General features: G+C 38.7%; 22 protein-coding genes. 11 read left to right on the top strand and 11 right to left on the bottom strand.

What is annotated here, in order from left to right; translation table 11 throughout:
* Positions 1-216 precede the first annotated feature (216 nt).
* Together ACQY77_RS02575 and ACQY77_RS02570 are read right to left on the bottom strand one after the other, a co-directional pair.
* Entirely contained in the window at positions 217-1,056 is an 840-nt protein-coding gene (locus tag ACQY77_RS02575; RefSeq protein WP_421939550.1) for an oxidoreductase, read from the bottom strand.
* 82 nt (positions 1,057-1,138) lie between these two features.
* Complete coding sequence (locus ACQY77_RS02570) at positions 1,139-2,050, bottom strand: helix-turn-helix domain-containing protein (RefSeq protein WP_421939551.1); 912 nt, start codon at positions 2,048-2,050, stop codon at positions 1,139-1,141.
* A 47-nt stretch (positions 2,051-2,097) separates the two neighbouring features.
* Between ACQY77_RS02570 and ACQY77_RS02565 the strand changes: the two genes are divergently transcribed.
* The 3 genes from ACQY77_RS02565 to fabF all read left to right on the top strand — a co-directional run bounded on the left by ACQY77_RS02565 (position 2,098) and on the right by fabF (position 5,151).
* Complete coding sequence (locus ACQY77_RS02565; protein ID WP_421939552.1) at positions 2,098-2,739, top strand: TetR/AcrR family transcriptional regulator; 642 nt, start codon at positions 2,098-2,100, stop codon at positions 2,737-2,739.
* A 68-nt stretch (positions 2,740-2,807) separates the two neighbouring features.
* Positions 2,808-3,566: an SDR family oxidoreductase gene (locus ACQY77_RS02560; protein WP_421939553.1), complete on the top strand. Its 759-nt coding sequence runs from the start codon at positions 2,808-2,810 to the stop codon at positions 3,564-3,566.
* Between the two features lie 334 nt (positions 3,567-3,900).
* The gene (gene fabF, locus ACQY77_RS02555) at positions 3,901-5,151 is read left to right on the top strand and encodes a beta-ketoacyl-ACP synthase II (RefSeq protein ID WP_421939554.1); all 1,251 of its coding nucleotides are present in this window, start codon (positions 3,901-3,903) and stop codon (positions 5,149-5,151) included.
* 12 nt (positions 5,152-5,163) lie between these two features.
* Here fabF and ACQY77_RS02550 read toward each other — a convergent pair whose 3' ends face one another.
* Positions 5,164-5,802: a YceH family protein gene (locus tag ACQY77_RS02550; RefSeq protein WP_421939555.1), complete on the bottom strand. Its 639-nt coding sequence runs from the start codon at positions 5,800-5,802 to the stop codon at positions 5,164-5,166.
* A gap of 469 nt (positions 5,803-6,271) precedes the next feature.
* On the opposite strand from ACQY77_RS02550, the gene ACQY77_RS02545 reads away from it, so the two are divergent.
* The 4 genes from ACQY77_RS02545 to ACQY77_RS02530 all read left to right on the top strand — a co-directional run bounded on the left by ACQY77_RS02545 (position 6,272) and on the right by ACQY77_RS02530 (position 11,129).
* Positions 6,272-6,898 carry a (2Fe-2S)-binding protein gene (locus ACQY77_RS02545; protein ID WP_421939556.1) on the top strand — a complete coding sequence of 209 codons (627 nt, stop codon included), beginning with the start codon at positions 6,272-6,274 and terminating at the stop codon, positions 6,896-6,898.
* Positions 6,895-7,878, top strand: coding sequence for an FAD binding domain-containing protein (locus ACQY77_RS02540; RefSeq protein ID WP_421939557.1), 984 nt, complete (start codon positions 6,895-6,897; stop codon positions 7,876-7,878). The genes ACQY77_RS02545 and ACQY77_RS02540 overlap by 4 nt, the downstream gene beginning before the upstream one ends.
* Positions 7,878-10,004: a xanthine dehydrogenase family protein molybdopterin-binding subunit gene (locus ACQY77_RS02535; protein WP_421939558.1), complete on the top strand. Its 2,127-nt coding sequence runs from the start codon at positions 7,878-7,880 to the stop codon at positions 10,002-10,004. The genes ACQY77_RS02540 and ACQY77_RS02535 overlap by 1 nt, the downstream gene beginning before the upstream one ends.
* Positions 10,005-10,082: 78 nt before the next feature.
* Positions 10,083-11,129 carry an NAD(P)-dependent alcohol dehydrogenase gene (locus tag ACQY77_RS02530; RefSeq protein WP_421939559.1) on the top strand — a complete coding sequence of 349 codons (1,047 nt, stop codon included), beginning with the start codon at positions 10,083-10,085 and terminating at the stop codon, positions 11,127-11,129.
* A gap of 76 nt (positions 11,130-11,205) precedes the next feature.
* Here the strand turns inward: ACQY77_RS02530 and ACQY77_RS02525 are convergent, their stop codons facing one another.
* The 4 genes from ACQY77_RS02525 to ACQY77_RS02510 all read right to left on the bottom strand — a co-directional run bounded on the left by ACQY77_RS02525 (position 11,206) and on the right by ACQY77_RS02510 (position 15,041).
* Positions 11,206-12,801 (bottom strand): S8 family peptidase, encoded by a 1,596-nt coding sequence (locus ACQY77_RS02525; RefSeq protein ID WP_421939560.1) that lies wholly within the window; start codon positions 12,799-12,801, stop codon positions 11,206-11,208.
* A gap of 150 nt (positions 12,802-12,951) precedes the next feature.
* Entirely contained in the window at positions 12,952-13,554 is a 603-nt protein-coding gene (locus ACQY77_RS02520; RefSeq protein ID WP_421939561.1) for a DUF4142 domain-containing protein, read from the bottom strand.
* 140 nt (positions 13,555-13,694) lie between these two features.
* Positions 13,695-14,138 carry a GNAT family N-acetyltransferase gene (locus ACQY77_RS02515; protein WP_421939562.1) on the bottom strand — a complete coding sequence of 148 codons (444 nt, stop codon included), beginning with the start codon at positions 14,136-14,138 and terminating at the stop codon, positions 13,695-13,697.
* 411 nt (positions 14,139-14,549) lie between these two features.
* Positions 14,550-15,041, bottom strand: a complete 492-nt coding sequence (locus ACQY77_RS02510) for a YajQ family cyclic di-GMP-binding protein (RefSeq protein ID WP_421939563.1) — start codon at positions 15,039-15,041, stop codon at positions 14,550-14,552.
* A 75-nt stretch (positions 15,042-15,116) separates the two neighbouring features.
* On the opposite strand from ACQY77_RS02510, the gene ACQY77_RS02505 reads away from it, so the two are divergent.
* The 3 genes from ACQY77_RS02505 (at position 15,117) to ACQY77_RS02495 (ending at position 18,791) form a co-directional block, all read left to right on the top strand.
* On the top strand, positions 15,117-15,749 hold the full coding sequence (locus ACQY77_RS02505) for a hypothetical protein (RefSeq protein ID WP_421939564.1): 633 nt from the start codon (positions 15,117-15,119) through the stop codon (positions 15,747-15,749).
* Between the two features lie 99 nt (positions 15,750-15,848).
* Positions 15,849-17,906: a polyphosphate kinase 1 gene (ppk1, locus tag ACQY77_RS02500; RefSeq protein WP_421939565.1), complete on the top strand. Its 2,058-nt coding sequence runs from the start codon at positions 15,849-15,851 to the stop codon at positions 17,904-17,906.
* 3 nt (positions 17,907-17,909) lie between these two features.
* Positions 17,910-18,791: an exopolyphosphatase gene (locus ACQY77_RS02495; protein WP_421939566.1), complete on the top strand. Its 882-nt coding sequence runs from the start codon at positions 17,910-17,912 to the stop codon at positions 18,789-18,791.
* Between the two features lie 69 nt (positions 18,792-18,860).
* On the opposite strand, the gene pgl is transcribed toward ACQY77_RS02495, so the two are convergent.
* The 4 genes from pgl to ACQY77_RS02475 form a co-directional block, all read right to left on the bottom strand.
* Positions 18,861-19,583 carry a 6-phosphogluconolactonase gene (gene pgl, locus ACQY77_RS02490; RefSeq protein WP_421939567.1) on the bottom strand — a complete coding sequence of 241 codons (723 nt, stop codon included), beginning with the start codon at positions 19,581-19,583 and terminating at the stop codon, positions 18,861-18,863.
* A gap of 67 nt (positions 19,584-19,650) precedes the next feature.
* A complete protein-coding gene (gene zwf / locus ACQY77_RS02485; protein ID WP_421939568.1) occupies positions 19,651-21,165 on the bottom strand; it encodes a glucose-6-phosphate dehydrogenase in 1,515 nt (504 codons plus the stop codon).
* Positions 21,166-21,199: 34 nt separating this feature from the next.
* On the bottom strand, positions 21,200-22,615 hold the full coding sequence (gndA, locus tag ACQY77_RS02480; RefSeq protein ID WP_421939569.1) for an NADP-dependent phosphogluconate dehydrogenase: 1,416 nt from the start codon (positions 22,613-22,615) through the stop codon (positions 21,200-21,202).
* 117 nt (positions 22,616-22,732) lie between these two features.
* On the bottom strand, positions 22,733-23,488 hold the full coding sequence (locus ACQY77_RS02475; RefSeq protein WP_421939570.1) for an ROK family protein: 756 nt from the start codon (positions 23,486-23,488) through the stop codon (positions 22,733-22,735).
* A 171-nt stretch (positions 23,489-23,659) separates the two neighbouring features.
* On the opposite strand from ACQY77_RS02475, the gene ACQY77_RS02470 reads away from it, so the two are divergent.
* On the top strand, positions 23,660-24,880 hold the full coding sequence (locus tag ACQY77_RS02470) for a sterol desaturase family protein (RefSeq protein WP_421939571.1): 1,221 nt from the start codon (positions 23,660-23,662) through the stop codon (positions 24,878-24,880).
* The last annotated feature ends 427 nt before the right edge of the window (positions 24,881-25,307 follow it).

The following is a 25,307-nucleotide window of genomic DNA, read 5'->3' as shown; positions in this document are numbered from 1 at the left end:
TTTGGGTTGCTGGCTGTGGGTTAGCGGTTAAAATGCCTTTGCATAATGACCAATAACTTTCAATTTACAACCGATGTTTAAAATGTATTGTGGGGTTAAGGGGTACGTATTATGAGTTTGGGTGCGAAATCCTCGTTACTGGTTTTTTAAATGTGCATCAGGGCGCGTATCGGGATATACGCTATTACTGGTAACAGATAAGTAAGCCACAACCTATTAGTAATCGAAACCTGTAGAAATTGTTATCGCCTTCCAGTTTTGAAATTCCTTTTCTAAAGATTGAATTTTGGTATTTGCACGATCTAAGGCATCCTGGCCTAGCAATAAATGAAGAGGAGGTTCAGGCATAGCAACCAAGGCTATCATGGCAGCAGCCGCTTTTTCCGGATCTCCGGTTTGTGTGCCATCCATTTTAAGGTACCTGTCGTGCGTATTTCGTACGGCCTCATAATCCTGGATCGGGTTTTTCGCTAATTCGAGCGATTCGGCCTTTAAGAAGCTGGTTCTAAATGCCCCAGGCGCTACAGCGGTAACTTTTACGCCAAAGTCCTTAACATCTTCAGCTAGAACTTCAGATAGCGCAATCACAGCTGATTTAGCTGCAGCATAAACACTCCATCCTGTTGCCCCTGCGATCCCTGCAATAGAGGCAATGTTGATAATATGCCCTGAACGTTGTTTCCTTAAATAAGGCATGGCATGGCGGATTACGTTCAGCGTACCGAAAACATTTACATCAAAAGCCGTTCTGGTTTCGGTGTCTGTAAGTTCTTCAATGCTGCCTCCAATACCGTAACCTGCGTTATTGATCACAACATCTATTTTTCCAAATTTGGTTACAGTAGCTTTAATGGCATCTTCAACACTTTTATCGTTAGCCAGATCAACCGTAAGGGCTAAAAACTTTTCGGTTGGAGCGTTTACACCGCTGGTCAGGGCTGCTATATTTCTGGATGTTCCTGCAACAAACTGCCCTGCTTTTAATAATTGGTTAACTAAAGATAATCCCAAGCCTTTGGAAGCTCCCGTAATAAACCAAACTTTTTTCTTGTCCATAATTTTATCTTTTTTGTTAAGACAAAGTTACAGCAGCTAATCGCCTGAGTTATTACGTTAATCAAACTAATGGTTACGAAATTCAAACAATTCTGAAGGCGGTAGGACTTAAGCTGGTTTGTTTTTTGAAAAAGTTGTTGAAATGGGTGGGTTCTTCAAAGCCCAGGCAGTACCCAATTTCAGAAATATTCCAGTCTGTATGCCTTAGTAAAGCTTTAGCTTCGGCTAGTAGTCGGTCTGCAATGTGGTTGGTGGTGGTTTTACCGGTAGTATCCTTAATGGCCCTGTTCAGGTGATTTACATGAACAGAAAGCTGATTGGCAAAGTCTTTTGCAGAACGTAAAGAGAAGCGTTGTGCCGGACTTTCAATCGGAAATTGCCTTTCTAATAGCTCCACAAATACGGAAGTTATTCTTGAGTTTGCATCAGGATGTTTATATAATGATTCTGCCGGCTGGGTTTTTAAGGCAAAATGAATAATTTCATTTACATAATTGCGTAAGAGGTCATATTTATAAATGTAATCGGTATCAATTTCCCCGAGCATTTTTAAAAATATACCGGCAACCTGTTCATCTTGCTTATTATCAAGGATGTATGCAGGCTTCCCACCCACAGAAAACATAGGGAGTTCGCTTAAGCTTCCCCGGATTTTTTCTGAAAAAAATGCCTCCGTAAAAATGCAGAAGAAACCATTGACTTCTGATACATTTCCACTTGCGCATTCCCAGGTGTAGGGAACTAGTGGATTAAAGAATATCAGCGCTGTACCGTTAACTTCAATACTTTTATCAGCATAATGGTAGATATTATGTCCCCGGTTTAAAGCAATCTTATAAAAATCCCGCCTGCTGTAAGCAATTGGTGTCTTATTGTCGCCAACACAGTCTTCTAGCCTGAAAACGTTAAAATGCCCCACATCTTTTTGCAGGTTATCGGGCAGGAAACTAAACTTCTTTTGATAAAAATCAGATAGGGATTCTACAGTGCTCATAATTCAAAGTTACAAAATTCAAACTTAAACTTTAAAATTAGATTGAGATGATAAATAATTATACCGATCGGTATATATTTGTACTGTTAAATCAGTTAGACATGACGAAGGCAGAAAAGACGCGTAAATTTATTGTAGAGCAAACAGCCCCTATTTTTAATGTAAAGGGGTACGCAGGCACATCCTTAAATGATATAACCGCTGCTACTGGTTTAACCAAGGGAAGTGTGTATGGTAACTTCGCTAACAAAGATGAGGTAGCACTGGCAGCATTTGATTACAATAAAGATAAAATGACTGCTGCGGTAATAAAGGCTATGGCCCAGGAAAAAACGATTACAGGAAAGCTACTGGTTTATGCTGGCTTATACCAGACTTTATTATCCAATGTTTTGCCAGAAGGGGGATGTCCACTATTGAATACTGCTATCGAAGCAGATGATACACATCCTGAACTGCGTAAACGCGTATTGGGAGCGGTTTTAGATTGGAAAAAACGCTTGACCAATTTGGTTAAGGAAGGGGTTGCCCAAAATGAAATCGCTAGAGATACCAATGCAGAACAGGTAGCATTAACGATGATTGCAATGATTGAAGGTGCAATTATGCTATCGCGGTTAACAGCAAGCGAAGCGCACTGGGATTTAATCATGGATTCTTTGAAAAAATACATTACACAGCTCCAGTAATTTTTCTAACTAAAAATATACCGATTGGTATATTAATATATAATTTAATATTTAAATAAATCATAATCATGAAAACTTCACAAAACACCGTATTAATAATTGGCGGTACTGCCGGAATAGGTCTGTCTATAGCCTCTAAATTATCTGCATTGGGTAACAAGGTAATCATTACCGGAAGAAACCAGGATAGACTAAATAAAGCAGCTGAAGGACTATCCAAGGTAGTAACCATTCCATTTGACGTTAGTAAGCCTGAAGAAATTGATCAGTTGGTTACTAAGGTTAAAGCGGATTATCCAGGATTGAATTTAGTGATCAATAATGCGGGTAGAGCGGTTGTTCACAGCCTTGCAGATGAAAATACAGATACTGCTGCAATTGCAGAAGATGAAATGCTGACCAATTATTTATCTATCATTCGCTTAAATCAAAAATTGCTGCCGGTTTTAAAACAACAATCTGAGGCTGCCATTGTAAATGTTTCATCCATTGTAGTTTATGTACCCGGTATATTATTGCCTACATATGCTGCAAGCAAAGCGGCACTACATTCTTACAGCACTTCATTGAGATTAGCTTTGGCAGATAGCAATATTAAAGTATTTGAATTAATGCCTCCTTTGGTAGATACCGAATTTTCGAAAGAAATTGGCGGTCATAGAGGTATAAAACCAGATGTGGTTGCCGAAGAATTTATCAAAGGTTTGGCAGCGGATGAGTTTGAGATTAGGGTAGGTGATACAGCAGCCATTTATGAATTGTTTTTGAAGTCGCCGGCTGAAGCATTGAAAGTAATGAACAGTCAAAGAGCCGAAACTGCGGAGTAAGGGGTAGAATGGAAAATATGGAATAGGGTTGTCTAATAACTTAGCCTCTGTTTTTCTCCCAGCAAAGCTTGGTGTCCTATATGTATAAATATGTTGAGGGGTTTATGTAGTGCACGTTATGTGGAAGGGTGCCTAACCACATTTTAATGTTTGTGGCTTAAAATTATTAAACGGCAGCGTACTATATCTCAGGACTGTAAAAAATAAAGGTTATGTCAATGTAGTGCAGATAAAGCCGTATTATTGCGCCGCCAAATTGATTTGAGCCATGAGTAGGGGCTGGTCAGTAAAACTGATCGACTTCTCATGTCTCCTATCTCAAATCTAATTAGAAATGAAAAGAGTAGTAGTAACAGGCCTGGGGGCCATCACCCCCCTGGGAAATACAGTAAGCGAATTTTGGAAGAACATATTAGCGGGTAAGAGCGGTGTTGGCCCAATAACGAAATTTGATACGAGTAAATTCAAAACACACTTTGCAGCGGAAGTAAAGGGTTTTAATGCAGATGAACTGTTTGATAAAAAGGAACAGCGTAAGTTTGATGTATTTACACAGTACGCGGTAGCTTCGAGTGATCAGGCGATTACAGATGCAGGACTAGATTTTCAGGCCATGACCGATGATGAACTTGCAGAAGTAGGGGTAATCTGGGCAACAGGTAATGGCGGTATCAGCACTTTTGAGCAACAGCTGAAAGAGTTTAACGCTGGTGATGGAACGCCACGTTTCAGCCCGTTTTTTATTCCGAAAATGATCGTAGATATTGCAGCAGGTGTTATTTCTATTCGCCACAAGTTGCGTGGGCCAAACTATTGCACGGTTTCTGCATGCGCATCGTCTAATACTGCAATTATCAGTGCTTTCGACACCATTAGGTTAGGAAAAGCAACGATTATGGTTGCTGGTGGTTCAGAAGCTGCTATTACTGAGGCTTCGGTAGGTGGTTTCAGTGCCGCCCAGGCTTTATCCAAAAGAAATGACGAACCAGAAAAGGCTTCCCGTCCATTTGATGTGGAAAGAGACGGTTTTGTAATGGGTGAAGGTGCTGGTGCGCTCATTCTGGAGGATTTGGATCATGCCTTGAAACGCGGTGCTAAAATTTATGCCGAAATTGTGGGTGGGGGTATGGCTGCAGATGCTTATCATTTAACAGGTACACCACCTGATGGTATTGGTGCTACTTTGGGAATGAAAAAAGCTTTAAATGATGCTAAAATCTCGGCAGATCAGATCGATTACATCAATGCACATGCAACGTCTACTGGTTTAGGCGACATTAGCGAACTAACAGCAGTAAAAACTGTTTTCGGAGAATCAGACGTACTTGTTGGAGCAACCAAATCAATGACTGGACATTTATTAGGCGCTGCAGGTGCAGTAGAAAGCATCATCAGTATATTAGCTATTCAAGACGGAATAGTTCCGCCAACTATTAATACACAAAATATAGATGATAATATCCCTACAGGTTTAAATATCGTTTTAGGTACACCGGTTAAAAAGGAAATCAATTATGTATTGAACAACACTTTTGGTTTCGGCGGGCATACCGCCAGTACAATCTTTAAAAAATATGAGGCTTAAGCCTCATATTTTTTATTTGTCCATCAAAAGATTAACAAGCTCTTTCAACTCTTCCACCTCTTGTTCTAATTTTACAATTCGTTCTTCTAAATCGCTATGCTGAACAACTATTGAAACAGTACTTTCATCTGTGGTTTCAATATATTCTCCCAATAAATGGATAAATCTCGCCTCTTTTTGGCCTGGTTTTTTTTGCAATTGTTTTACAAAAGCAGGCTCATCACTGGCCAGTTTCTGGAGTTGTTCAGATACTTCTTCAATACTTTCAAATTCGTATAACCTTCCTGAATTGCTGTTGATTTCTCCAGGAGTAAGTGGCCCACGCAACAACAACAAAGAAATAATAGCCAGTTCTGATGGAATAATCGGGTAGACTATGGCTAAGTTGTGCTTGTATTTAGTTGCCCGGCTTGAACCTCCTGTAGCAGTGGATATTAAACCCTTAACTTTGAGTTGATTTAAGGTTAAAGTTATCGTCTCTTCATCATAGTTTACAACTGGATTTCTGGCACTTTTTTGATTACATGCAGCAGTTAAACTGTTTAAAGTCATTGGATAATAATCGGGAGTGGTTCTGCTCTTTTCAATCAACGCACCCAGTACACGTTGTTCTTCTGCGCTGAGGTTCGGTAAAGATTTTGTGGTTTCCATAAGCTAAAAGTATAAATAGATCGCACATTTAAGAAATTATTTTTGTGAAATACTTTGAGTTTAACCACCTTAGAAGTATTCAGTTTTAACACAAGCACTGCAGGTTATTATATCTTCTGATTTATGCGGGAATCCTCAGAGTACCTAGGTAGGATCGTAGCATTGTAGATGCTAAACCATCACTACCAATTCACGACTAATCGACCAATACACATTAAGATTCGGCATGCGCGAGAATGAGGGGCGTTAATATAATCTGTTTTAAGTTTACTTGAAGCTCATTTAACCACCGAGAAACAGAGAGCACACAGAGTTGAGTTAGCGTAACCCAGACTTACAACTTAAAACACACCACTTAAAACTTTTCCAGCACAAAAACGCAATTAGAATTGTTCTAAATTTTTGCATCCATCCTTTTTTAGATAGATTATCACGAACTTAGATAAACAACTTATTATCATCCCAATCTATGGAATCATCCGACAAGAAACACCCTCAACGCGGCGATACCCGAAGAGATTTCCTTAAAAAGAGCTCTTTAATCACCGCAATTGCCTTAACGCCAGCGGTAGCTGTTAAAGCAGCCGAAAATCAAGTAGATGAAAGTTTTGCTGAATTATTTGAAAAAATACCCCTCAAATTATCAGTGAATAATAAAGCTTACGCAACCAAGATTGAGCCTCGGGTAACACTTTTAGATTTTCTGAGAGAAGAACTACACCTTACAGGCACAAAAAAAGGTTGTGACCATGGTCAATGTGGTGCTTGTACGGTGCATGTTGATGGGGTTCGTGTGAATGCATGTCTGAGTTTGGCAGTAATGAATGAGGGTAAAAAGATAACCACCATTGAGGGATTGGCTAATGGAGATGAACTTCACCCCATCCAACAGGCTTTTATCAAGCATGACGGCTTTCAATGCGGTTACTGTACACCCGGCCAGATTATGTCGGCAGTAGCCTGTATCCGCGAAGGACATGCCAACTCCAGAGCAGAAATAAGTGAGTTTATGAGTGGAAATATTTGTAGATGTGGCGCTTACCCTAATATAGTTGATGCAATTGTTGAGGTTAAGAAAGGGGGAAAAGTAGTATGATTAATTTTCAATACCTCCGAACCACCAGCGTAAAATCTGCCATTTCTTTATTAGTAAAAGATAAAAACGCTAAATTTCTTGCAGGTGGAACGAATCTGATCGATTTGATGAAACGTGGTGTAGCCTCTCCGGAAAAGTTGATCGATATTAATCATATTCCGTTAAAGCAGATTGAACAGGTAGGGAACAAAATACACATTGGGGCTTTGGCTTCCAATTCGGCTGTAGCGGAAAATGCTTTGATTAAAGAGAAGTTACCCCTTCTGGCTCAGGCCCTGGAAGCAGGGGCATCTGCACAGCTTAGGAATGTAGCTACCGTAGGCGGCAATATGATGCAACGTACCAGATGCGGCTATTTTTACGATACTGAAATGCCTTGCAACAAACGTAAGCCAGGATCAGGATGCGGTGCTTTAGGTGGTTTTAACCGGATGCACGCTATTTTTGGTACTTCTGAAAGTTGCATTGCTGTCCATCCAAGCGATATGTGCATAGCTTTAGTAGCATTAGATGCGGAAGTTGTATTAGCAGGACGGAAAGGAGAACGTAAAATTTTATTTAAAGATTTTCATCGCTTAGCTGGAGATACACCGCAGTTAGATAATAACTTAAAGGCTGATGAATTAATTGTGAGATTAGAAATTCCTGTCAGTCAGCTTACCAAACATATTCATTATTTAAAGGTCAGAGACAGGGCCTCTTATGCATTTGCCTTGGTATCAGTTGCTGCTGCAATTGAGCTTCAGGATAATTTAATTAAAGATGTTCGGCTGGCTATGGGAGGTGTAGCGCACAAACCATGGCGATTAACTGCTTCCGAAGCATTTTTGAAAGGAAAACAGGCTACTTTAGAGAACTTTCGGCAGGCAGCGCAGTTGGCTATGACTAACGCCAAGGGCTATGGTGAAAATGATTTTAAATTGAAACTGGCTCCGAATACAATAATTGAGGCGTTGAACCTTGCCAAATCTAAAGCATAATGATGAAAAATCTAATGATCAAAGATGAAAACGACCGGGTTGATGGTGTACTAAAAGTAACCGGACAGGCTAAATATTTTGCAGAATTTGATCTGCCCGGACTCACTTATGGCGTGTTGGTTACCAGTACGGTAACTAAAGGTAGAATTACCAGTCTGGATACAAAATTGGCTGAAAAAGCTCCAGGTGTAATTGCGGTACTCTCTCATTTGAATAAGCCTTCAGCCCCTTTGTACGAACAGGAAGGCGGTTCGGCTATGAAAATATTCTATACAGATAAAATTTTCTTCAATGGGCAACCGATAGCTATAGTAGTAGCCAATACTTTTGAGCGGGCTACCTATGCGGCGAGTTTGGTTAAAGCCAGCTATGAGCAGGAAACATTTAATACCGATTTGCAAAAAGCATTAAAAGATGCTAATGCTAAAAAATTACAAGGACAGCCCAACTACAAGCGAGGCATCGAAAATGCTTATCAAACTGCAGAAATTAAAGTTGAAGCAGAATACAATCTGCCAATAGAAACGCATAATCCGATGGAATTACATGGGATTATCGCCGATTGGAAGCCTAATAATCAGGTAACGGTTTATGCGAAAACACAGGGCGTGAAAGCGACTCAGAATACCATTGCCAATGTCTTTAAAATCCCGCTGGGTAATATTCAGGTTAACTCGGAATTTGTAGGCGGCGGCTTTGGAATGGGCTTGAGAACCTGGCCACTGGAGATCGCCACCGTGATGGCGTCTAAACACCTAGGTAAACCTGTAAAATTGGTCATCACCCGCATGCAAATGTTTACTATGGTGGGTAATAGACCTGCCGCCTTTCAAAAAGTGGGCTTAGGTGCCACAAAAGACGGTAAATTAACGGGTATCACCCATGCTGCATTTGGTGAAAGCTCCACCTACGAAAACTTTACAGAGGGTGTGGTCAACATGGCTAAATTCATGTATCAATGTGATAACGTGAATACGGCTTATACCATTGTGCCGGTTGACTTAGGCGTGCCTATCTGGATGAGAGGCCCAGGAGAGGCTACAGGTGCTTTTGCGCTGGAAAGTGCAATTGATGAACTGGCGCATGCTTTAGATATGGATCCTTTGGACTTTCGTATCAAGAATGATCCTGAAATCGATCAACAAAAAAATAAACCCTTTTCCAGTAAAAATATTAAAGAGGCCTATAAGATAGGAGCTGAAAAGATTGGTTGGTCGCAGAGAAAAAATAAGCCGGGTAGTATAATCGATGGAGCCTGGCAAACCGGTTATGGGGTAAGTGTTGGTGTTTTTAATGCAAATAGGGGAAAGGCCAGTGTTAAAGGAGTTTTAAAAGCAGACGGGAGCTTATTGCTGCAAAGTGCAACCAGCGATATAGGTCCCGGAACAGGCACTGGAATGACACTGATTGCACACAAGCTCCTGAATATTCCTGTAGAAAAAATTACCTTCGAATTAGGTGATTCTTCCTTACCACCCGCACCAAGCCAGGGCGGTTCCGCTACGCTATCTACCGTAGGATCTGCAGTAAATGATGTTTGTGTTGCTTTAAAATCAACTATTGCAGAATTAGCTGCAAATTCCAATATGTCTGCTACAGCCAATTTTGTTGATGTATTGAAGAAAAATAATCTCCCTTCCATAGAAGTAACGAAAGAAAGCCAGGCAGGTAAAGAAAGGGATAATTATTCTCTTTACTCATTTTCTATCCATTTTGTACAGGTAAAGGTTCACCAGCTTACTGGGGTGGTTAAGGTGAGTAAAATTGTATCTGTAGGTGATTCGGGCACCATCGTTAGTCCGAAAACGGCGAGGAGCCAAATGGTAGGCGGTGCGGTAGGTGGAATTGGCATGGCTTTAACTGAGGAATCTGTTATTGATCACCGTTATGGTCGATACATTAACAACAATTTTGCCGATTATCATGTTCCGGTTAACGCAGATGTTCCTGAAATTGAAGTACATTTCATTAATAAACCCGATCCGATTATTAATCCAATGGGTGCCAAGGGAATGGGAGAGATTGCTTTGATTGGTTTCTCGGCAGCTGTGGCCAATGCGGTTTTCAATGCCACAGGAAAACGCATCAGAACATTGCCCATTACACCAGATAAGGTTTTGGCTTAGTTTATCCGTTTTCGGAAATGAATATGATATGACCAAGCCTAAAAGCTAATGTTCTAGTTTTGCCTAAAATTTAATTATATGATAGCTGCAAAAGGATACGCTGTTCACAGCCAAACCGATAGATTGGCTCCATGGAATTTCGAAAGAAGAAATGTAGGGCCTAAAGATGTTTTAATAGAGATTTTATTTAGTGGAATTTGTCATTCTGATATTCATCAGGTGAGAAGCGAATGGGGGCCAGCCAGATATCCAATGGTACCTGGACACGAAATTGTAGGAAGGATTACTGAGGTTGGAAGCCAGGTGAGCAAATTTAAAGTAGGGGATTTGGCTGGTATTGGTTGTATGGTGGATAGCTGCAAGGAATGTCCTACCTGCCAGGGGGGACAAGAGCAGTTTTGCGAAAAAGGCGAAACAGTATGGACTTACAACAGCGTTGAACGCGATAAAAAAACACCTACTTATGGAGGGTATTCTAACAAAATTGTTTGCACAGAAGAATTTGTTGTTAGCGTATCTGAAAAATTACCCCTAAGTGGAGTCGCTCCCTTATTATGTGCAGGAATTACCACTTATTCACCAATTAAAAGGTGGGGAATAGGCAAGGGACATAAAGTGGCCGTTTTGGGTTTAGGTGGTTTAGGCCATATGGCAGTTAAGTTTGCTGTTGCTTTCGGTGCCGAAGTAACGGTTTTAAGTACATCCCCGTCAAAAGAAGAAGATGCCAGGAAGCTTGGTGCACATCATTTTGTGATTACGAAAGACCCGGAAGCCTTAATAAAATATGCTAAGCACTTCGATTTTATAATCGATTCGGTTTCAGCACCGCACAACTATGAAATGTATTTCAAGTTGCTGAATATAAACGGGGTACATATTTGTGTCGGATTGCCACCAGAACCGCTTAAGTTTCCAGGATCTGCTTTAATGCATGGAAACAGGGCGCTAACCGCATCTAGCATTGGCGGAATTCCTGAAACACAAGAAATGTTAGATTTCTGTGCGGAGCATAATATAGTTTCTGAAGTTGAGGTGATTAATATTGATTACGTGAATGAAGCTTATGAGCGCGTACTGGCAAGTGATGTGAAATATCGCTTTGTAATTGATATGGCTACGCTGTAGGACGAGAAATATTAAACAACAAAAAAGGGCGATCCAATTTAGATTCGCCCTTTTTTGTTGGTCAGTATTCTTAAGCTTATTTGTAAGTTGCAGCTAGCTTTAATGCTTCGTAAGCATTAACAATACCGCCACTGATGCATAAATCAGAGAAAGGAACAGATACTTTTTCTGCAGCAGGACCTTCACCCTTAGCGTAAGTTACATTGTGGTTAACTTTGGTTACTGATTTTACGATAATTTCCTTAACCTGAGCAGCACTTAATTTTGGATAGTAGGAGCGGATTAAGCCTGCTAAACCGGCAACTACCGGAGAAGCCATACTGGTACCATCTAAATTTCTGTACTTAGATCCCGGAACTGTTGAATAAATGCGAACCCCCGGAGCAAAAACATCTACCTGTGTTTTACCAAAGTTAGAGAAGCTGGCTTTCAAGGTTTCATCATCTTTCGGGCCTGAGGCTCCAACTGTAATCCACGACGCAATTGTTTTCTCATCTAAATCTTTGTGATTTGGATAATTGGTCTCTACATCAATATCTTTATTTTCATTTCCTGCAGCTTGTACAATTAATACATCTTTGGAAGCTGCGTACTTCATCGCCTCGTTCACTACCGCTTTATCCCAGCTGTAAGCCTTTCCAAAGCTCATGTTAATTACTTTAGCACCATTATCCACAGCATATCGGATGCCATTGGCAACATCTTTATCACGCTCATCACCATTAGGGGTACAACGAACTCCCATAATTACAACACTATTCGCTACACCAGTGATACCTAATTTATTGGTTCTGTCAGCCGCGATAATACCTGCAACGTGCGTACCGTGCATGGCATCAGGACCAGCTACATCATTATTTCCATAAAATTTCTCTTTGCTGTTATTGGGGTCATCACCTACAATAGTACGCGGATTATAGTCAACATTTAAGTTGTAATCTACCTGCTGTTTAAAATGATCATAACCTTCCATAATTTCATCGTTATAGAAGTCTTTGAAACTCATTTCCTTCAAAGCACCAGTTAAGGCATTTTGAATTCTTCCTTCCACATCCGTTGAAGGTTTGAAATTCTGGAAATCTTCTAACGACGGATTTTCTTTGCCAATTTTTTTAACAACCCCGTCTAAAGCATTTTTGAACCCTGCATATCCTGCTAAATTAGCTTTTGCTTCGCCTAATTGTTTTTCTAAATCTGTTCTGGCTTTCTTAAAAGCATCGAAATCAGCTTTATCTTTTTCGGCAACGTTGGCATCAGTAGTATTTGCAAAACGATCCTGGTCACGACGAACCAAGCGGGTGAGTTCCAAAGTCTCGTAATTGATAGATTCTTTTGGCCCACCGATAAAGTTCCAGCCATGGATATCGTCAACATAGCCATTCTTGTCATCGTCTTTTCCATTCCCTGCTATTTCTTTTTTGTTTAGCCACATGATTGTTTTTAGGTCTTCATGTGTGGCTTCAACACCGCCATCATTAACTGCTACAATAACTTTTACAGGTTTTTTACCTTTGAGGAGTTCTTTATATGCTTTTTCTGTGCTGATACCAAAGGTCGTATCTGTTTTAAGGTCAAGGTTTTGCCAGTTTGGTTTTTGCGCTGAGGCTAAAAAAGAAACTGAGCTTAATAATGCTACGCCAAATAGCGATTTAAAAAATATGCTCTTATCCATTTATTTAATTTTCATTTTAACGCCGAAATATAATTTTAATTTTTATCATAATTGTAATATGTCTCAAAAATGATGATTTTCGCTTATCAATTAAGCAAAAAAAATCCCGGAATTTTTCGATTCTGGGATTTTTTCACTTAAGTCAAAAGATTATTTCATTTCTGAAATCATTTTTTTAGCCAGGCTGTCATGCGTTTCGATAACTGACAGGGTTTTTGTAGCCCAGTTTTTTAAAGATGCATCGCGATTTTGTGCGCCTAGTTTAAATAAAGCAACTGTTTTTTCGTGATCAGTAACCATCATCTCCATATAATGTTTATCAAAAGCATCACCTTTCATTTTCTTCATCGCATCTATATGTATCTGATCTTCTGCTGGTAGTGCATCTGGTGTAATAATCTTTTTTTCTTGAGCCAGTGCCTTTAATTCTGTATTGGCTTTGGTGTGATCAGTCAGCATTTTTGATGCAAAATCTTTAACAATTACACTGCCGGCATTTTTCGCGGCAATTTTTGCAGCTTCTACTTCCATTAAACCACCAACTGCTGCTTTTCTTAAAAAGGTTGCACCAGCCTCATCCAATCCACTTTCTGTACTTTCCGCACCTGTTACATGGTTTCCGTTAACCATATTGGTATCGCCCGTTACGCTATCTTTTGTTGTAGATGATTTCTTATCAGCCGTTTGACAAGCCTGCATGCCTATTGCTAAAGCAAGCGCAGCTCCTATAAAAAAGTGTTTATTGCTATTCATGTTTTCAATGTTTTGATGTGTATTGAAAACACGTTCAAATTGAAATGGTTTTTAATTAATGAGTGAATGATTGAATGAGTGGATGATTGAATGATGGAATGATTGAATGACTGAATGACTGAATGGTGGAATGCTGATCATTATTCCTGGTGCAAGTAGGCATTTTCAATTACAATGGCCATTTGTCGATCGGGGTTTTCTAAAGCTTTAAAACCAAATTGACTGTACAATCCATGAGCATCTAATGTAGCCAGTTGATAACGACGCAAGCCCTGCAAATCGGGATGGAATATCATAAAAGACATTAACTTTTTAGACAAACCCAGTCCTCTGAATTGCTCTTCCACATACACATCACACAAATACGCAAAAGTAGCCCGATCCGTTACCCAACGGGCAAAACCTACCTGTTGTTGATCTTTGTATATACCAAAACACAGTGAATGTGCTATAGACTTCTGTACAATCTCTAAAGGGATGTTTTTAGCCCAGTAAGATTCTTCACTCAAGTATCTGTGAATAGCCTTAACCTGAAGCAATTCTTTTTGATCAGAAAAAATAAATCCGTTTTCGCTTATTTGCATAGTTTAGTATTTAGTATCAAGTATTTAGTATCAGGTATCAAGATATCGAGAAGAGTTTGGTGCTGAGGCTTTTACTTTCGATTCAACAATTCACCGATTATACAGTATCAAGTATCAAGTATCAGGTATCAAGATATTGAGAAGACTGTGATGCTGAGGCTTTTACTTTCGGTTCAACAGTTAAACGATTCACCGATTATACAGTATCGAGTATCTACTATCAGGTATCAAGACATCGAGAAGACTCTGGTGCTGAGGCTTTTACTTTCGGTTCAACAGTTAAACGATTCACCGATTATACAGTATCAAGTATCAAGTATCAGGTATCAAGATATTGAGAAGACTCTGGTGCTGAGGTTTTTACTTTCGATTCAACAATTAGACAATTCACCGATTAAACAGTTAACTACCTTAATTCCTCATATTAATAAACTGGAGTGGCTGTCCAAAGTCTTCCCCTCTGCATAAGCTGATTACCGCCTGCAGATCATCAATTTTTTTGGCGGTTACGCGCACCTGGTCGTCCATAATAGCAGGTTGAACTTTCAATCCACTGGCTTTAATCTTGGCGACTACTTTTTTAGCAGCTTCCTTGTCTAAACCTTCTTTTACAGTAATTTCTTTGGTAATCATGTTACCAGAAGATTGAAATTCCTTTCCAAAATCCAAACTTTTTGGGTCGAGATTTTGTTTCATCATTCTGGATATAATGGAATCTGTAATGGCTTTCAGGCGCATGTCATCTTCAGTAACGATTTTAATCATGTTCGTTTTTTTATCCAGGTCGACAGTGCTTTTTGAACCATTAAAATCATAACGATTCAGGATTTCCTTTTTGGCATTATTAATTGCATTATCAAGGGTTTGCGCGTCAACTTTACTTACAATATCAAAAGAGGGCATAGCTATGGCTTTAAAGTAAAAAAATAAGTAGATTTAATTGAAAATTATCAACCTCACAAAAAAACGAAAAATAATATGAAAACCACTAAAGGCAAGTCTCAAAAAAAGATTACTAAAAAAGAAGTTAAGAAGCAGTTAGAGCAATCGTTAACCAGCCAGTTTTTAGACGTAGTTAAAAGTTTAGGCCACGATGTGTCAGAGATTAGTACGGAGATTGCTAAAGCCAGTAAGCGGGTGGCAAAAAAGCTCACCAAAAAGTTTACGATTATTAAAGCCGATGTGGGCCATAAGATAGATGATCTGGTATCTTCATCCAGAGCAAAAGAAAAGGAAGTTAAAAAGACTGCAGGTAAAACGATAAGTAAAGCAGAGAAAACTGCTCAAAAGGTGGTTAAAAAAGCTGTTTCTAAAGCAAAACCAGTGGTTCAGAGCGTTAAAGTTGCGGCTATAGCAACAGAAGAAAAGGCAGAGAAAGTGTTGGCAAAACCTGTTGCTGCAGTTAAAAAAGCTGCCGCAAAACCGGTTACCAGTACTCAAGCTCCAAAATCAGAGGAAGTAAAAAAAACAGTAACCCCGGTAAAGAAAGTGACGACCACTAAAGTTGCAGCACCAAAAACAAGCACCGTAAAGGCATCAACAGCAAAAACCAGTGCAGCTAAAGCCCTACCTGCCGAAAAAAAAGCAGCAAAACCTGCTACCAGGAAGTAGATTTGTTAACATTAATGGGTGGATGAATTAACATCAATTTAACAAATTAATGTGCAGTTTTGAACATCCCTGTTTTGGCAGGGATTTTTATTTTTTTAGATGAGTAAAAAGAAAATTCCATTTTTAAATCGCGAAATAAGCTGGTTATATTTTAATGAACGTGTTTTGCAGGAAGCTGCAGACGAGACCGTGCCTTTGATTGAACGCATTAAGTTTTTATCTATCTACTCATCCAATCTTGAAGAATTTTATAGGGTTAGGGTAGCCACAATGACCAGGCTAACCAATCTGAATGAGAAGGCGAAGGCCTTACTGGGATTTAACCCGAAAAAGATTCTGAATGAAATTAAGACGATCGTAGTTAAACAGGAGCGAAAGTTTGATCAATTGTTTCAGGCTACGCTTATTAATGAACTTGCCCAAAACCGTATTTTCATTTTAAATGATACCCAACTCAATGTAAGCAGGGGGAGTTTTGTAAAAAATCATTTCAGGGATAAGATTTTATCTAATCTGGTACCGATTATGTTGGATATGGATAAGCCATTTCCGGAACTAAAAGATAGGTTTTTGTATTTCTTTGTTAAACTTTCTAAAAAGGATAGCAAGCTCAAAGAAAAATACGCATTGATTGAAATGCCACCCAGTTTGCCCAGGTTTCTCGTGTTGCCAGAAACAAACGATTTAAAATTTATTATCATGGCAGAGGATATAATCCGCTATTGCCTGAATGATATCTTTTACATTTTTAACTACGATCAACTGGAGGCCTATTCCATTCAGCTTACGCGCGATGCAGAGTTGGATATTGATAAAAATATATCAGATAAGTTTATTGATGACCTTAAAAGCAGTTTAGAAAAGCGCAAAAAAGGAAAACCCATGCGTTTGCTGTACGATTCGGCGATGCCGCTGAATATGTTAACGGTATTAGTTAATAAGTTAAAACTGGAGGCAGAAAGCCTGATCCCAGGTAACCGCTATCATAAGTTTGGAGACTTTATTGCCTTTCCTAACGTGGGAAAGAAAGAACTTGAATATGCACCTAATGTACCTCTCAAAGTGCATGCACTTCACCGTACTGAGAGTGTTTTTGCAAAGGTGGCACACCGTGATTATTTAGTCAATCTGCCATATCAGTCTTACGATTATATTATACTTTTCTTAAGAGAAGCTGCAATAGACCCGAAGGTAACGGAAATCCAGATTACCTTATATCGTTTGGCTGAAAATTCAAAAGTAATTAATGCATTAATCAATGCGGCTAAGAACGGCAAGGCTGTTTCTGTATTGCTGGAGTTAAAAGCCAGGTTTGATGAGCAGGCCAATATTTATTGGACTACCCGTTTAATGGAAGAGGGCGTAAAGGTTAATTACGGCCTGACAGATTATAAAGTGCACTCCAAAATCTGCCTCGTAAAACGCATAGAGAAAGATAAACCTGTTTATTATGCAAATTTGGCTACCGGTAATTTTAATGAAAAAACCGCTGGTTTGTATTGTGACCACAGCATTTTTACCGCGAAAAAGGAAATTACCAACGACCTGGTTAAGCTCTTCGATGCACTCAATAAACGTACAGTAACAAAAGGATTCAAACACCTGATTGTTTCACCTTTAGAAAGTCGCTCGAAATTGGTGAATTTCATCAACCGGGAAATTCGAAATGCAAAACAGGGCAAAATAGCCTATATCTTATTGAAGGTGAATAGCCTTGCTGATGAAGGTATCATTGCAAAATTGTATGAAGCGAGCAATGCCGGGGTGAAGATTCAGTTGATTATCAGGGGGATATGCTGCCTGGTGCCCGGTGTTAAAGGGTTCAGTGAAAACATAACTGCCATTAGCATCATCGATAAATTTTTAGAACATGCCAGGGTCTATATTTTTAGCAACAATGGCAAGAACGATATGTATCTGTCCTCAGCAGATTTAATGAGCAGGAATTTTGAACATCGGGTAGAAGTGGGCTTCCCTGTGCTGGATCCGGAGGTAAAACAAGAAATTCAGGATATTATCGACCTTCAGCTACAGGATAATACCAAAGCGCGGCAGATTAATGCTGCTAATAATAATAAATACCACAAAAACAGATTAAGCAAAAAGATTAGAGCACAGGTTGACATATACAATTACCTTAAGACGAAGCACCAATAAATCATGTTAAGATACGCAGCAATAGACATCGGTTCGAACGCAGTAAGATTGCTTATTGCAGATATTAGTAAGCAGGAAGGAAAATACAAATACAAGAAGAATACTTTGATTCGGGTACCGTTACGCCTTGGTGATGATGCCTTTCTGGATCAAAAAATATCTGCCAGAAAGTGTTCTGATCTGGTTAAGACCATGCTGGCTTTCAAAAACCTAATGGACGTATATCATGTTTCGGAGTATCTTGCTTGTGCAACCTCGGCCATGCGTGAGGCATCTAACGGAATGGATATTGTAAAACTGATTAAGGCTGAAGTAGATTTAGATTTAGAGATAATTGAAGGGCAGCGGGAAGCCAATATTATCTACGCCAATCATATTGAAGCTGAATTAGACGAGAACAAAACTTATCTCTATATTGATGTGGGTGGTGGTAGTACCGAACTCTCTGTTTTTGTAAAAGGTGTTCCGGAGGCCTCCAGGTCATTTAATATCGGAACCATCCGGATGTTGGATAATCAGGATAAGGAAGAAACCTGGGAAGAAATGAAAGAGTGGGTAAAAGAACACACAAAAAATTATAAGCATATTGCCGGTATCGGTACAGGCGGTAATATCAATAAACTTTTCAGAATGTCTGATGAGAAAGAGAGCGCACCATTGTCTGTGCAGAAACTGAACTCAATGTATAACAAACTGAATAGTTACTCGCTAAAAGAACGGATTAATGTTTTGGGGCTAAATCCCGACCGTGCAGACGTAATTATTCCTGCTGCCGAGATTTACCTCACTTTAATGAAATGGACAGGAATTAAACAAATTTTTGTGCCTAAAGTAGGTATGGCAGATGGTATAATTAAAATGCTGATCGAAGAGAAGTTGGCTTAGAGGTTAATATAAAATTACGAAGTCTCCCAAAGTCTTCGACAGAGGAGACTTCGTAATCTGGTAAGTGGTTTAATCCAGCAACTTTGTTGCTGCTTCGTCAACAAACCAGGTCAACTTACCATCATATGGGTTAATCAATTGAGAAGGGTAAGTATCTACATTTTTTTCAGTGTCGTTGATTACATGCTTCAATGCTTCTGCTTTGTTTTCTCCAAATACCAGGAAAGCAACATTTTCCGCTTTATTAATTAAAGGAGCAGTTAAGCTGATGCGGTAAGTATTTAGCTTCTCAACAAAAACAGCAGCAACCGTAGCTTCTTCATCTTTTACTAAAGTAGTGTGTGGGAAGATAGAAGCAGTATGTGCGTCGTCACCCATTCCTAGAAGGATCAGGTCAAAAACAATATCATTGCCTTTAAAATGCTTATCTAAGGCTTTTTTATATTCGATAGCTGCTTTTTCCGGCGCAAGTGTGGTATCAATATAGAAAATATGATCTTCGGCAGTACCCAATTCATCGAATAGATTTTTCTTAGCCATTAAACCGTTGTAATTCTCGTGGGTAGCAGGTACATTTCGCTCATCGCCAAAGAAAAAATAAACTTTTTCCCAGTCTATACGATGTTTACATTCCTTAGCTAAAAATTGATAAAGCGCCTTTGGAGAATTACCACCCGTTAGTACAAAATTGAATCTGTCATTTTCTTCGATAGACATTTCAGCAATTTTGATTACGTAATCTGCTAAATCCTCAGTTAACTCTTCAAGCGTTTTATATATCAGTAGATTCATTTTATATTTTTTTAATTGCCAACTGAATTGATCCCTACAAGAAGATCAATTCAGTAAACAATAATGATTAGTCTTTATTCTTCAGTGGCAAATTGAACCAGTGGAAGCCATCTCTTGCAATTAGCGCTTCAGCTTCTTCCGGTCCCCAGCTATCAGCCGGGTAGTTAGGGAAATTGATAGATTTTTTGCTTTCCCAGGTATTCAGAATAGGCATTACTAATTCCCATGCAGCTTCAACCTGATCACCACGCATAAACAAGGTTTGATCGCCCATCATGGCATCCAAAAGCAGCGTTTCATATGCTTCAGGGGTATCACCTTCATAGGTGCCCTTGTAATCAAATACCATATCTACAGGGTTTAATACCATATCCAGTCCCGGGCGTTTTGCCTGCACTTGCATCCGAATACTCATCTCTGGCTGGATACTGATTACCAAACGGTTTTGCTGCCAGTTTTCGGTAACCCCAGCCGAGAAGATTTGGTGAGGAACATCCCTGAATTGAATGGTAATTAATGATGAAGTTTGATTTAGGCGTTTTCCGGTACGTAAATAGAAAGGAATGCCTTGCCATCTCCAGTTATCGATATGGAATTTAACGGCTGCAAAAGTTTCGGTATTCGAGTGCGGATCAACACCTTTTTCTGAACGGTATCCAGGTACTTCCTTGCCTTCAACCCAGCCTTTGCTGTATTGACCGCGAACAGTACTGAAGCGGATATCTTCTGATGAGAACGGACGCATTGCCTTTAATACCTCTACTTTGCGGTTTCTGATTTCATCCGCATCAAAATTGATAGGTGCTTCCATTCCCACTAAACACAATAATTGTAGCAGGTGATTTTGGATCATATCTCTCAATGCACCAGCACCTTCATAGTATCCTCCGCGATCTTGTACACCTAATTGTTCGGTAACTGAGATTTGAACGTGATCGATATACGACCTGTTCCACAGTGGTTCGAATAAAGCATTGGCAAAACGGAAGGCCATCATATTTTGTACCGTTTCTTTACCCAGATAGTGGTCAATACGATAGATTTGTTTTTCGGTAAAGATGGTGCTCAGGAGGGCATTCAATTCTTTTGCCGACTCTAAATCGTGACCAAAAGGCTTTTCAATAACGATACGGCTATTGTCTTCGTCTTGAGTAAGTTTATATTTTTGCAGGCATTCTGCAATAACAGGGAAGAAATTTGGCGCTACGGCAAGGTAAAAAATCACCTGTGTATCCGGTCCATATTCTTTCTGATACTTATCAACTGCCGCTTTTAGATTTTCGAAAGTTTTGGGTTGCGCAAAATCCGTTGGACAATAGTGAATGGTATTTCCAAATGCATCCCATTTATCCTTTTTAACCTTTCCCGATCGTGAAAATTCATTAACAGCTTCTTCCAGGGCGCTCTTATAACTGTCGTCAGTAAATTCAGTTCTACCTGTACCAATTACAGCAAACTTCTCAGGCATATAGCCTTCAATGAATAGGTTGTAAAGCGCTGGGGCCAGCTTTCTCTTGTTTAAATCACCTGTACCACCAAATATGACAAATATCGTGGGGTTTAATGCGGTTTTGGTTTTCATTTTATTGTTGGGATTCGTATATCGTTTTTAGAAATTAGGATAATTTATTCCAGTCTGCATGGAATACACCGTCTTTGTCAATGCGTTCAAAGGTATGTGCACCAAAGAAATCGCGTTGTGCCTGAATCAAGTTAGAAGGCATTCTACCTGTAGTAATCGTATCAAAATAGGTTAGGGTAGAAGCGAAGGCTGGTATACCCACTCCTGCATTGATGCAGGCAGAAACTGTTTTGCGGGTACCTGGTAACACTTGTTTAATAATGGTTTGGATTCCCGAGTCACCAAATAAGTGCTCTAATGAATTGTTTTTATCGTATGCCTGATAAATATCTGCTAAAAACTTAGCCCTGATGATACAACCACCACGCCAGATTTTAGCAATTTCCTGAAGTTGCAAGTTATATTGATATTCTTTAGATGCTTGTACTAAAAGGTGCATACCCTGTGCATAAGCACTGATCATAGAGAAATAGAAAGCATCTTCCAGTTCATCAACCGTAACATCAATCTTTCCATCTTTTTTACCAAATGCCTGTTCTAATGAAACCCTTAAAGCTTTAAATTTAGATAAATCTCTGTTAGAAACAGCTTCGTTGATGGTTGGAACAGGTAATTGCAATTCCATAGAAACTTCTGAAGTCCATTTTCCAGTGCCTTTTGAACGTGCTTCATCTTTAATCTGATCAAGCAAATCATTCTGTGTTTCAGTGTCTTTAAAAACGAATATTTCAGTAGTAATTTCTAAAAGAAATGATTGTAAACGACCCTCATTCCATTTTTTGAATACTTTATAAATTTCATCATTTGAATAGCCTAAGCCATTTTTTAGTACACCATAAACTTCTGCAATCAGCTCCATTATGGCATATTCGATACCGTTATGAACCATTTTTACAAAATGGCCAGATGCTCCCGGCCCTATATAAGTAACGCAGGGATCGTTATTTACTTTTGCAGCTATGGCATCAAAAACATCTTTTACAACATTGTATGCTTGTTTATCACCGCCTGGCATCATGCTAGGTCCAAAACGTGCGCCTTCTTCTCCACCAGAAATTCCCATTCCAAAGAAATGCAAGCCTTCTTTTTCCAGTTCGTCAACCCTGCGATTGGTATCTGTAAAGTGAGAATTTCCACTATCTATAATGATGTCACCCTTGCTTAAAAGTGGCTTCAATTCAGCAATAACACTATCTACAATTGGTCCGGCAGGAACTAATAAAATTAAGGTGCGAGGGGTTTGCAAGCTGTTGATGAAATTTTCAATGTTGTCAAATCCTTCTAAGTCATGCTTTTTACCTTCTTCCTCCAGCTTAGCAATCATTTTATGATCTTTATCATATCCTGTTACAGAAAAGCCTTTATCTGCCATATTTAACAATAGATTTCGGCCCATTGTGCCTAAACCTATCATTCCCAATTTATATTGTTTTGAATCGTTATTTGCCATTTTTAATTTTTTTGGATGCTTCCAAAATTAGGGTTTACAAATTAATATTTTAGTATGTGATGTTAATTGTTTGTAATATTCTGTAGTTACTGATCTTCTGCCGATTTATTATATATATTATTCCGGATTGACCGTAAAAATGTTGTATTTATCGGCCAGTTTCCAAAGTTTGGCACCACCTTTTATTCCATCTCTATTGGTTACCAGCTTAATGTTCTCTTCCAGCTTAAAGTCTATTTGCTTGGAGTTTCCTCCGCCGATATAAAGCTTATCATAATTGAAAACAGTTTTATAAATATCGATTACCTTTTTTAATCGCTTATTCCAACGTTCTGTACCAATTTTTTCAAAAGCCTTATTCCCGATATAATCATCATAATCTTCTTCTTTATTAATAGGGAAGTGAGCCAGTTCTAAATGAGGTAATAACTCTCCATCAAAAAGTAAGGCTGTACCAAAACCAGTACCTACAGTGAAAACAATCTCGAATCCTTTTCCTTCTACTACACCAAGACCTTGCTGATCTGCGTCGTTTACCAGTCTTACAGGTTTTTTAAGGACATTGGCAACACGCTGAGCCAAATCTACATCTGCCCATTTATTTTTAGCCAGATTGGGAGCGGTTTTTACAATACCATTCTTAACATAACCCGGGAAACCAATAGACACACGGTCGTAGGTTTGAGGAATAGGTTCTATAAGTGTTTCTATACCCGATACAATGTCTTTTGGCGTGGCTCCGTCAGGAGTTTTACTTTTAAGGTATTCGGATAGCATGTTGCCGTTCTCATCTAATAGAACAGTTTTTATACTTGTACCACCTATATCAATAGATAAGATGTTGTTATTTTCAGCCTTTTTTTTAGTTGCCATAAATGATGCTTTTCTGAATCCGAAGTTCTGTAAATAAATTAAAACCACAAACAATAAATCAAATAGGGAGTAATATAAGTGTAAATTATTAGACTAGTATTTCTATGTATTTAGTAGAATATTTTTATGTTTGTAACGTTAAGCAATAGAAACTTTTTCAATTTATAAGAAATGACCATCAATTACCTTGCATTTGCTATCCCTGCATTTTTTTTGTTTGTATTCATCGAATTTAAGATTGCACAACAACAAAAGCGGCTTAAGGTTTTTAAGTATGAAAGCACTGTGGCTAACTTTAGTGTGGGCATTGCCGAGCGGTTATTAAATCTTTTTATTGCCGGTAGTTTTTATCAATTGTACTGCTGGATATATGATCATTATGCATTTCTGCATATTTCTACCCGATGGTACGTATGGATTTTACTCTTACTTGCTACTGATTTTGTTTGGTATTGGTACCACAGATTAGGGCATGAGATTAATATTTTATGGGCAGCACATATTGTTCATCACCAGAGCGAAGAGTTTAATCTTTCGGCAGCAGCAAGGATTACAACCATTCAGGCGATATTCAGAAATGTATTTTGGTGCACACTTCCATTAATAGGTTTTCATCCCAATATGATTATTACCATATTATTGGTGCATGGAGCATACTCGTTTTTTACACATACCCAACTGGTAGGAAAGTTGGGCTGGCTGGAAAAGATTTTTATTACCCCATCTCTTCATGGTGTTCATCACGCATCTGATGAGAAATACCTGGATAAGAATTATGGTGATGTATTTGTTTTTTGGGATAAACTTTTTGGAACCTTCCAGGAAGAAGAAGAAGCACCTCAATATGGTTTAACACATCCCATTAAAAGTTATAGTTTTTTGTGGCAGCATTTTCATTACTACCTGGAAATTGTTGAGGCCTATAAAAGAGCTAACGGATTTAAAGCCAAATGGAACGCCGTGATGGGTAGCCCTGCATTAATGGACCAGGAAATACGCCCTGCACTCGAAGAACGATATTTTCAGGATAAACAAAGGTTTACAACAAAACCAAAATTTAAAGTCTATCTGAATATTCAGCTCCTCCTGGTTGTTGTCCTGCTCACCGGAATGACGATGTTCTTTAACGGATTAAGTATTTTAGACAGGTGGTCGCTGTTAGCATTTATGTTAATTACCCTGATTAATATTGGTGCTTTACTGGAACAAAGAAAATGGATTTACTACCTGGAGTGTTTTAGGTTGATCTGTGTATTTGGCTATGTGTTTTACATATTTAATATCTTTGGTTTACTGGTTTTTGCTGTACTGGCACTTATTCTATTAGAACGCGTTTTTTCATTAAAAAGGAAATATCTTCAATATGTTTTTAGCTCAGTAGGGCGCAGTTAAGGATTTCTTTAGCTTTCATTTTCTCTTTACACTAAAATGTTACGTTGAGCGACTTTCGTTTTGTTTGTTTTGGGGTAACGCTAAATTTATGTTTTGTAATAAAATTATTACAAATAAAATCTCCCAGGGTTTTCAGCATCCATCTTATCCATTTTGTATTACTAAATCTATATTCTTTTTATTTTATTCGCCATTTTTTGTGATTGAATGCAATTTGAATCTGCTATCCGTTCGTACTGTAGAGCACGAAAGTTTTCAACTTTTATTTGGTGTTCAAATAATAATAATTAGTTTCGAATTGTTTTGTTAATTTTATTTAACGAAATATAAAGTAAGTTTAAATTAAATAAATCGCAACAGACTGAGTGTGCATTTCAATACTTTAACCTACGATTAATATTTAATTAACATGAAGGGGCTTATTTTG

Origin of the sequence: Pedobacter sp. (genome assembly GCF_965279535.1) — a bacterium.
GTDB lineage: Bacteria > Bacteroidota > Bacteroidia > Sphingobacteriales > Sphingobacteriaceae > Pedobacter.
The sequence above is the reverse complement of the archived record's forward strand: the minus strand, read 5'-3'. Positions and strand labels throughout refer to the sequence as shown.

Bases quoted from the DNA above. Each gene is read 5' to 3' on its own strand.
- gndA (WP_421939569.1), bottom strand. From the start codon at position 22,615: ATGGCAAATAACGATTCAAAACAATATAAATTGGGAATGATAGGTTTA.
- zwf (WP_421939568.1), bottom strand. From the start codon at position 21,165: ATGAAAACCAAAACCGCATTAAACCCCACGATATTTGTCATATTTGGT.
- ACQY77_RS02515 (WP_421939562.1), bottom strand. From the start codon at position 14,138: ATGCAAATAAGCGAAAACGGATTTATTTTTTCTGATCAAAAAGAATTG.
- ACQY77_RS02475 (WP_421939570.1), bottom strand. From the start codon at position 23,488: ATGGCAACTAAAAAAAAGGCTGAAAATAACAACATCTTATCTATTGAT.
- ACQY77_RS02505 (WP_421939564.1), top strand. From the start codon at position 15,117: ATGAAAACCACTAAAGGCAAGTCTCAAAAAAAGATTACTAAAAAAGAA.
- ACQY77_RS02510 (WP_421939563.1), bottom strand. From the start codon at position 15,041: ATGCCCTCTTTTGATATTGTAAGTAAAGTTGACGCGCAAACCCTTGAT.
- ACQY77_RS02525 (WP_421939560.1), bottom strand. From the start codon at position 12,801: ATGGATAAGAGCATATTTTTTAAATCGCTATTTGGCGTAGCATTATTA.
- pgl (WP_421939567.1), bottom strand. From the start codon at position 19,583: ATGAATCTACTGATATATAAAACGCTTGAAGAGTTAACTGAGGATTTA.
- ACQY77_RS02565 (WP_421939552.1), top strand. From the start codon at position 2,098: ATGATAAATAATTATACCGATCGGTATATATTTGTACTGTTAAATCAG.
- ACQY77_RS02550 (WP_421939555.1), bottom strand. From the start codon at position 5,802: ATGGAAACCACAAAATCTTTACCGAACCTCAGCGCAGAAGAACAACGT.
- ACQY77_RS02560 (WP_421939553.1), top strand. From the start codon at position 2,808: ATGAAAACTTCACAAAACACCGTATTAATAATTGGCGGTACTGCCGGA.
- ACQY77_RS02470 (WP_421939571.1), top strand. From the start codon at position 23,660: ATGACCATCAATTACCTTGCATTTGCTATCCCTGCATTTTTTTTGTTT.
- ACQY77_RS02535 (WP_421939558.1), top strand. From the start codon at position 7,878: ATGATGAAAAATCTAATGATCAAAGATGAAAACGACCGGGTTGATGGT.
- ACQY77_RS02530 (WP_421939559.1), top strand. From the start codon at position 10,083: ATGATAGCTGCAAAAGGATACGCTGTTCACAGCCAAACCGATAGATTG.
- ACQY77_RS02520 (WP_421939561.1), bottom strand. From the start codon at position 13,554: ATGAATAGCAATAAACACTTTTTTATAGGAGCTGCGCTTGCTTTAGCA.
- ACQY77_RS02495 (WP_421939566.1), top strand. From the start codon at position 17,910: ATGTTAAGATACGCAGCAATAGACATCGGTTCGAACGCAGTAAGATTG.
- ACQY77_RS02570 (WP_421939551.1), bottom strand. From the start codon at position 2,050: ATGAGCACTGTAGAATCCCTATCTGATTTTTATCAAAAGAAGTTTAGT.
- ppk1 (WP_421939565.1), top strand. From the start codon at position 15,849: ATGAGTAAAAAGAAAATTCCATTTTTAAATCGCGAAATAAGCTGGTTA.
- ACQY77_RS02545 (WP_421939556.1), top strand. From the start codon at position 6,272: ATGGAATCATCCGACAAGAAACACCCTCAACGCGGCGATACCCGAAGA.
- ACQY77_RS02575 (WP_421939550.1), bottom strand. From the start codon at position 1,056: ATGGACAAGAAAAAAGTTTGGTTTATTACGGGAGCTTCCAAAGGCTTG.
- ACQY77_RS02540 (WP_421939557.1), top strand. From the start codon at position 6,895: ATGATTAATTTTCAATACCTCCGAACCACCAGCGTAAAATCTGCCATT.
- fabF (WP_421939554.1), top strand. From the start codon at position 3,901: ATGAAAAGAGTAGTAGTAACAGGCCTGGGGGCCATCACCCCCCTGGGA.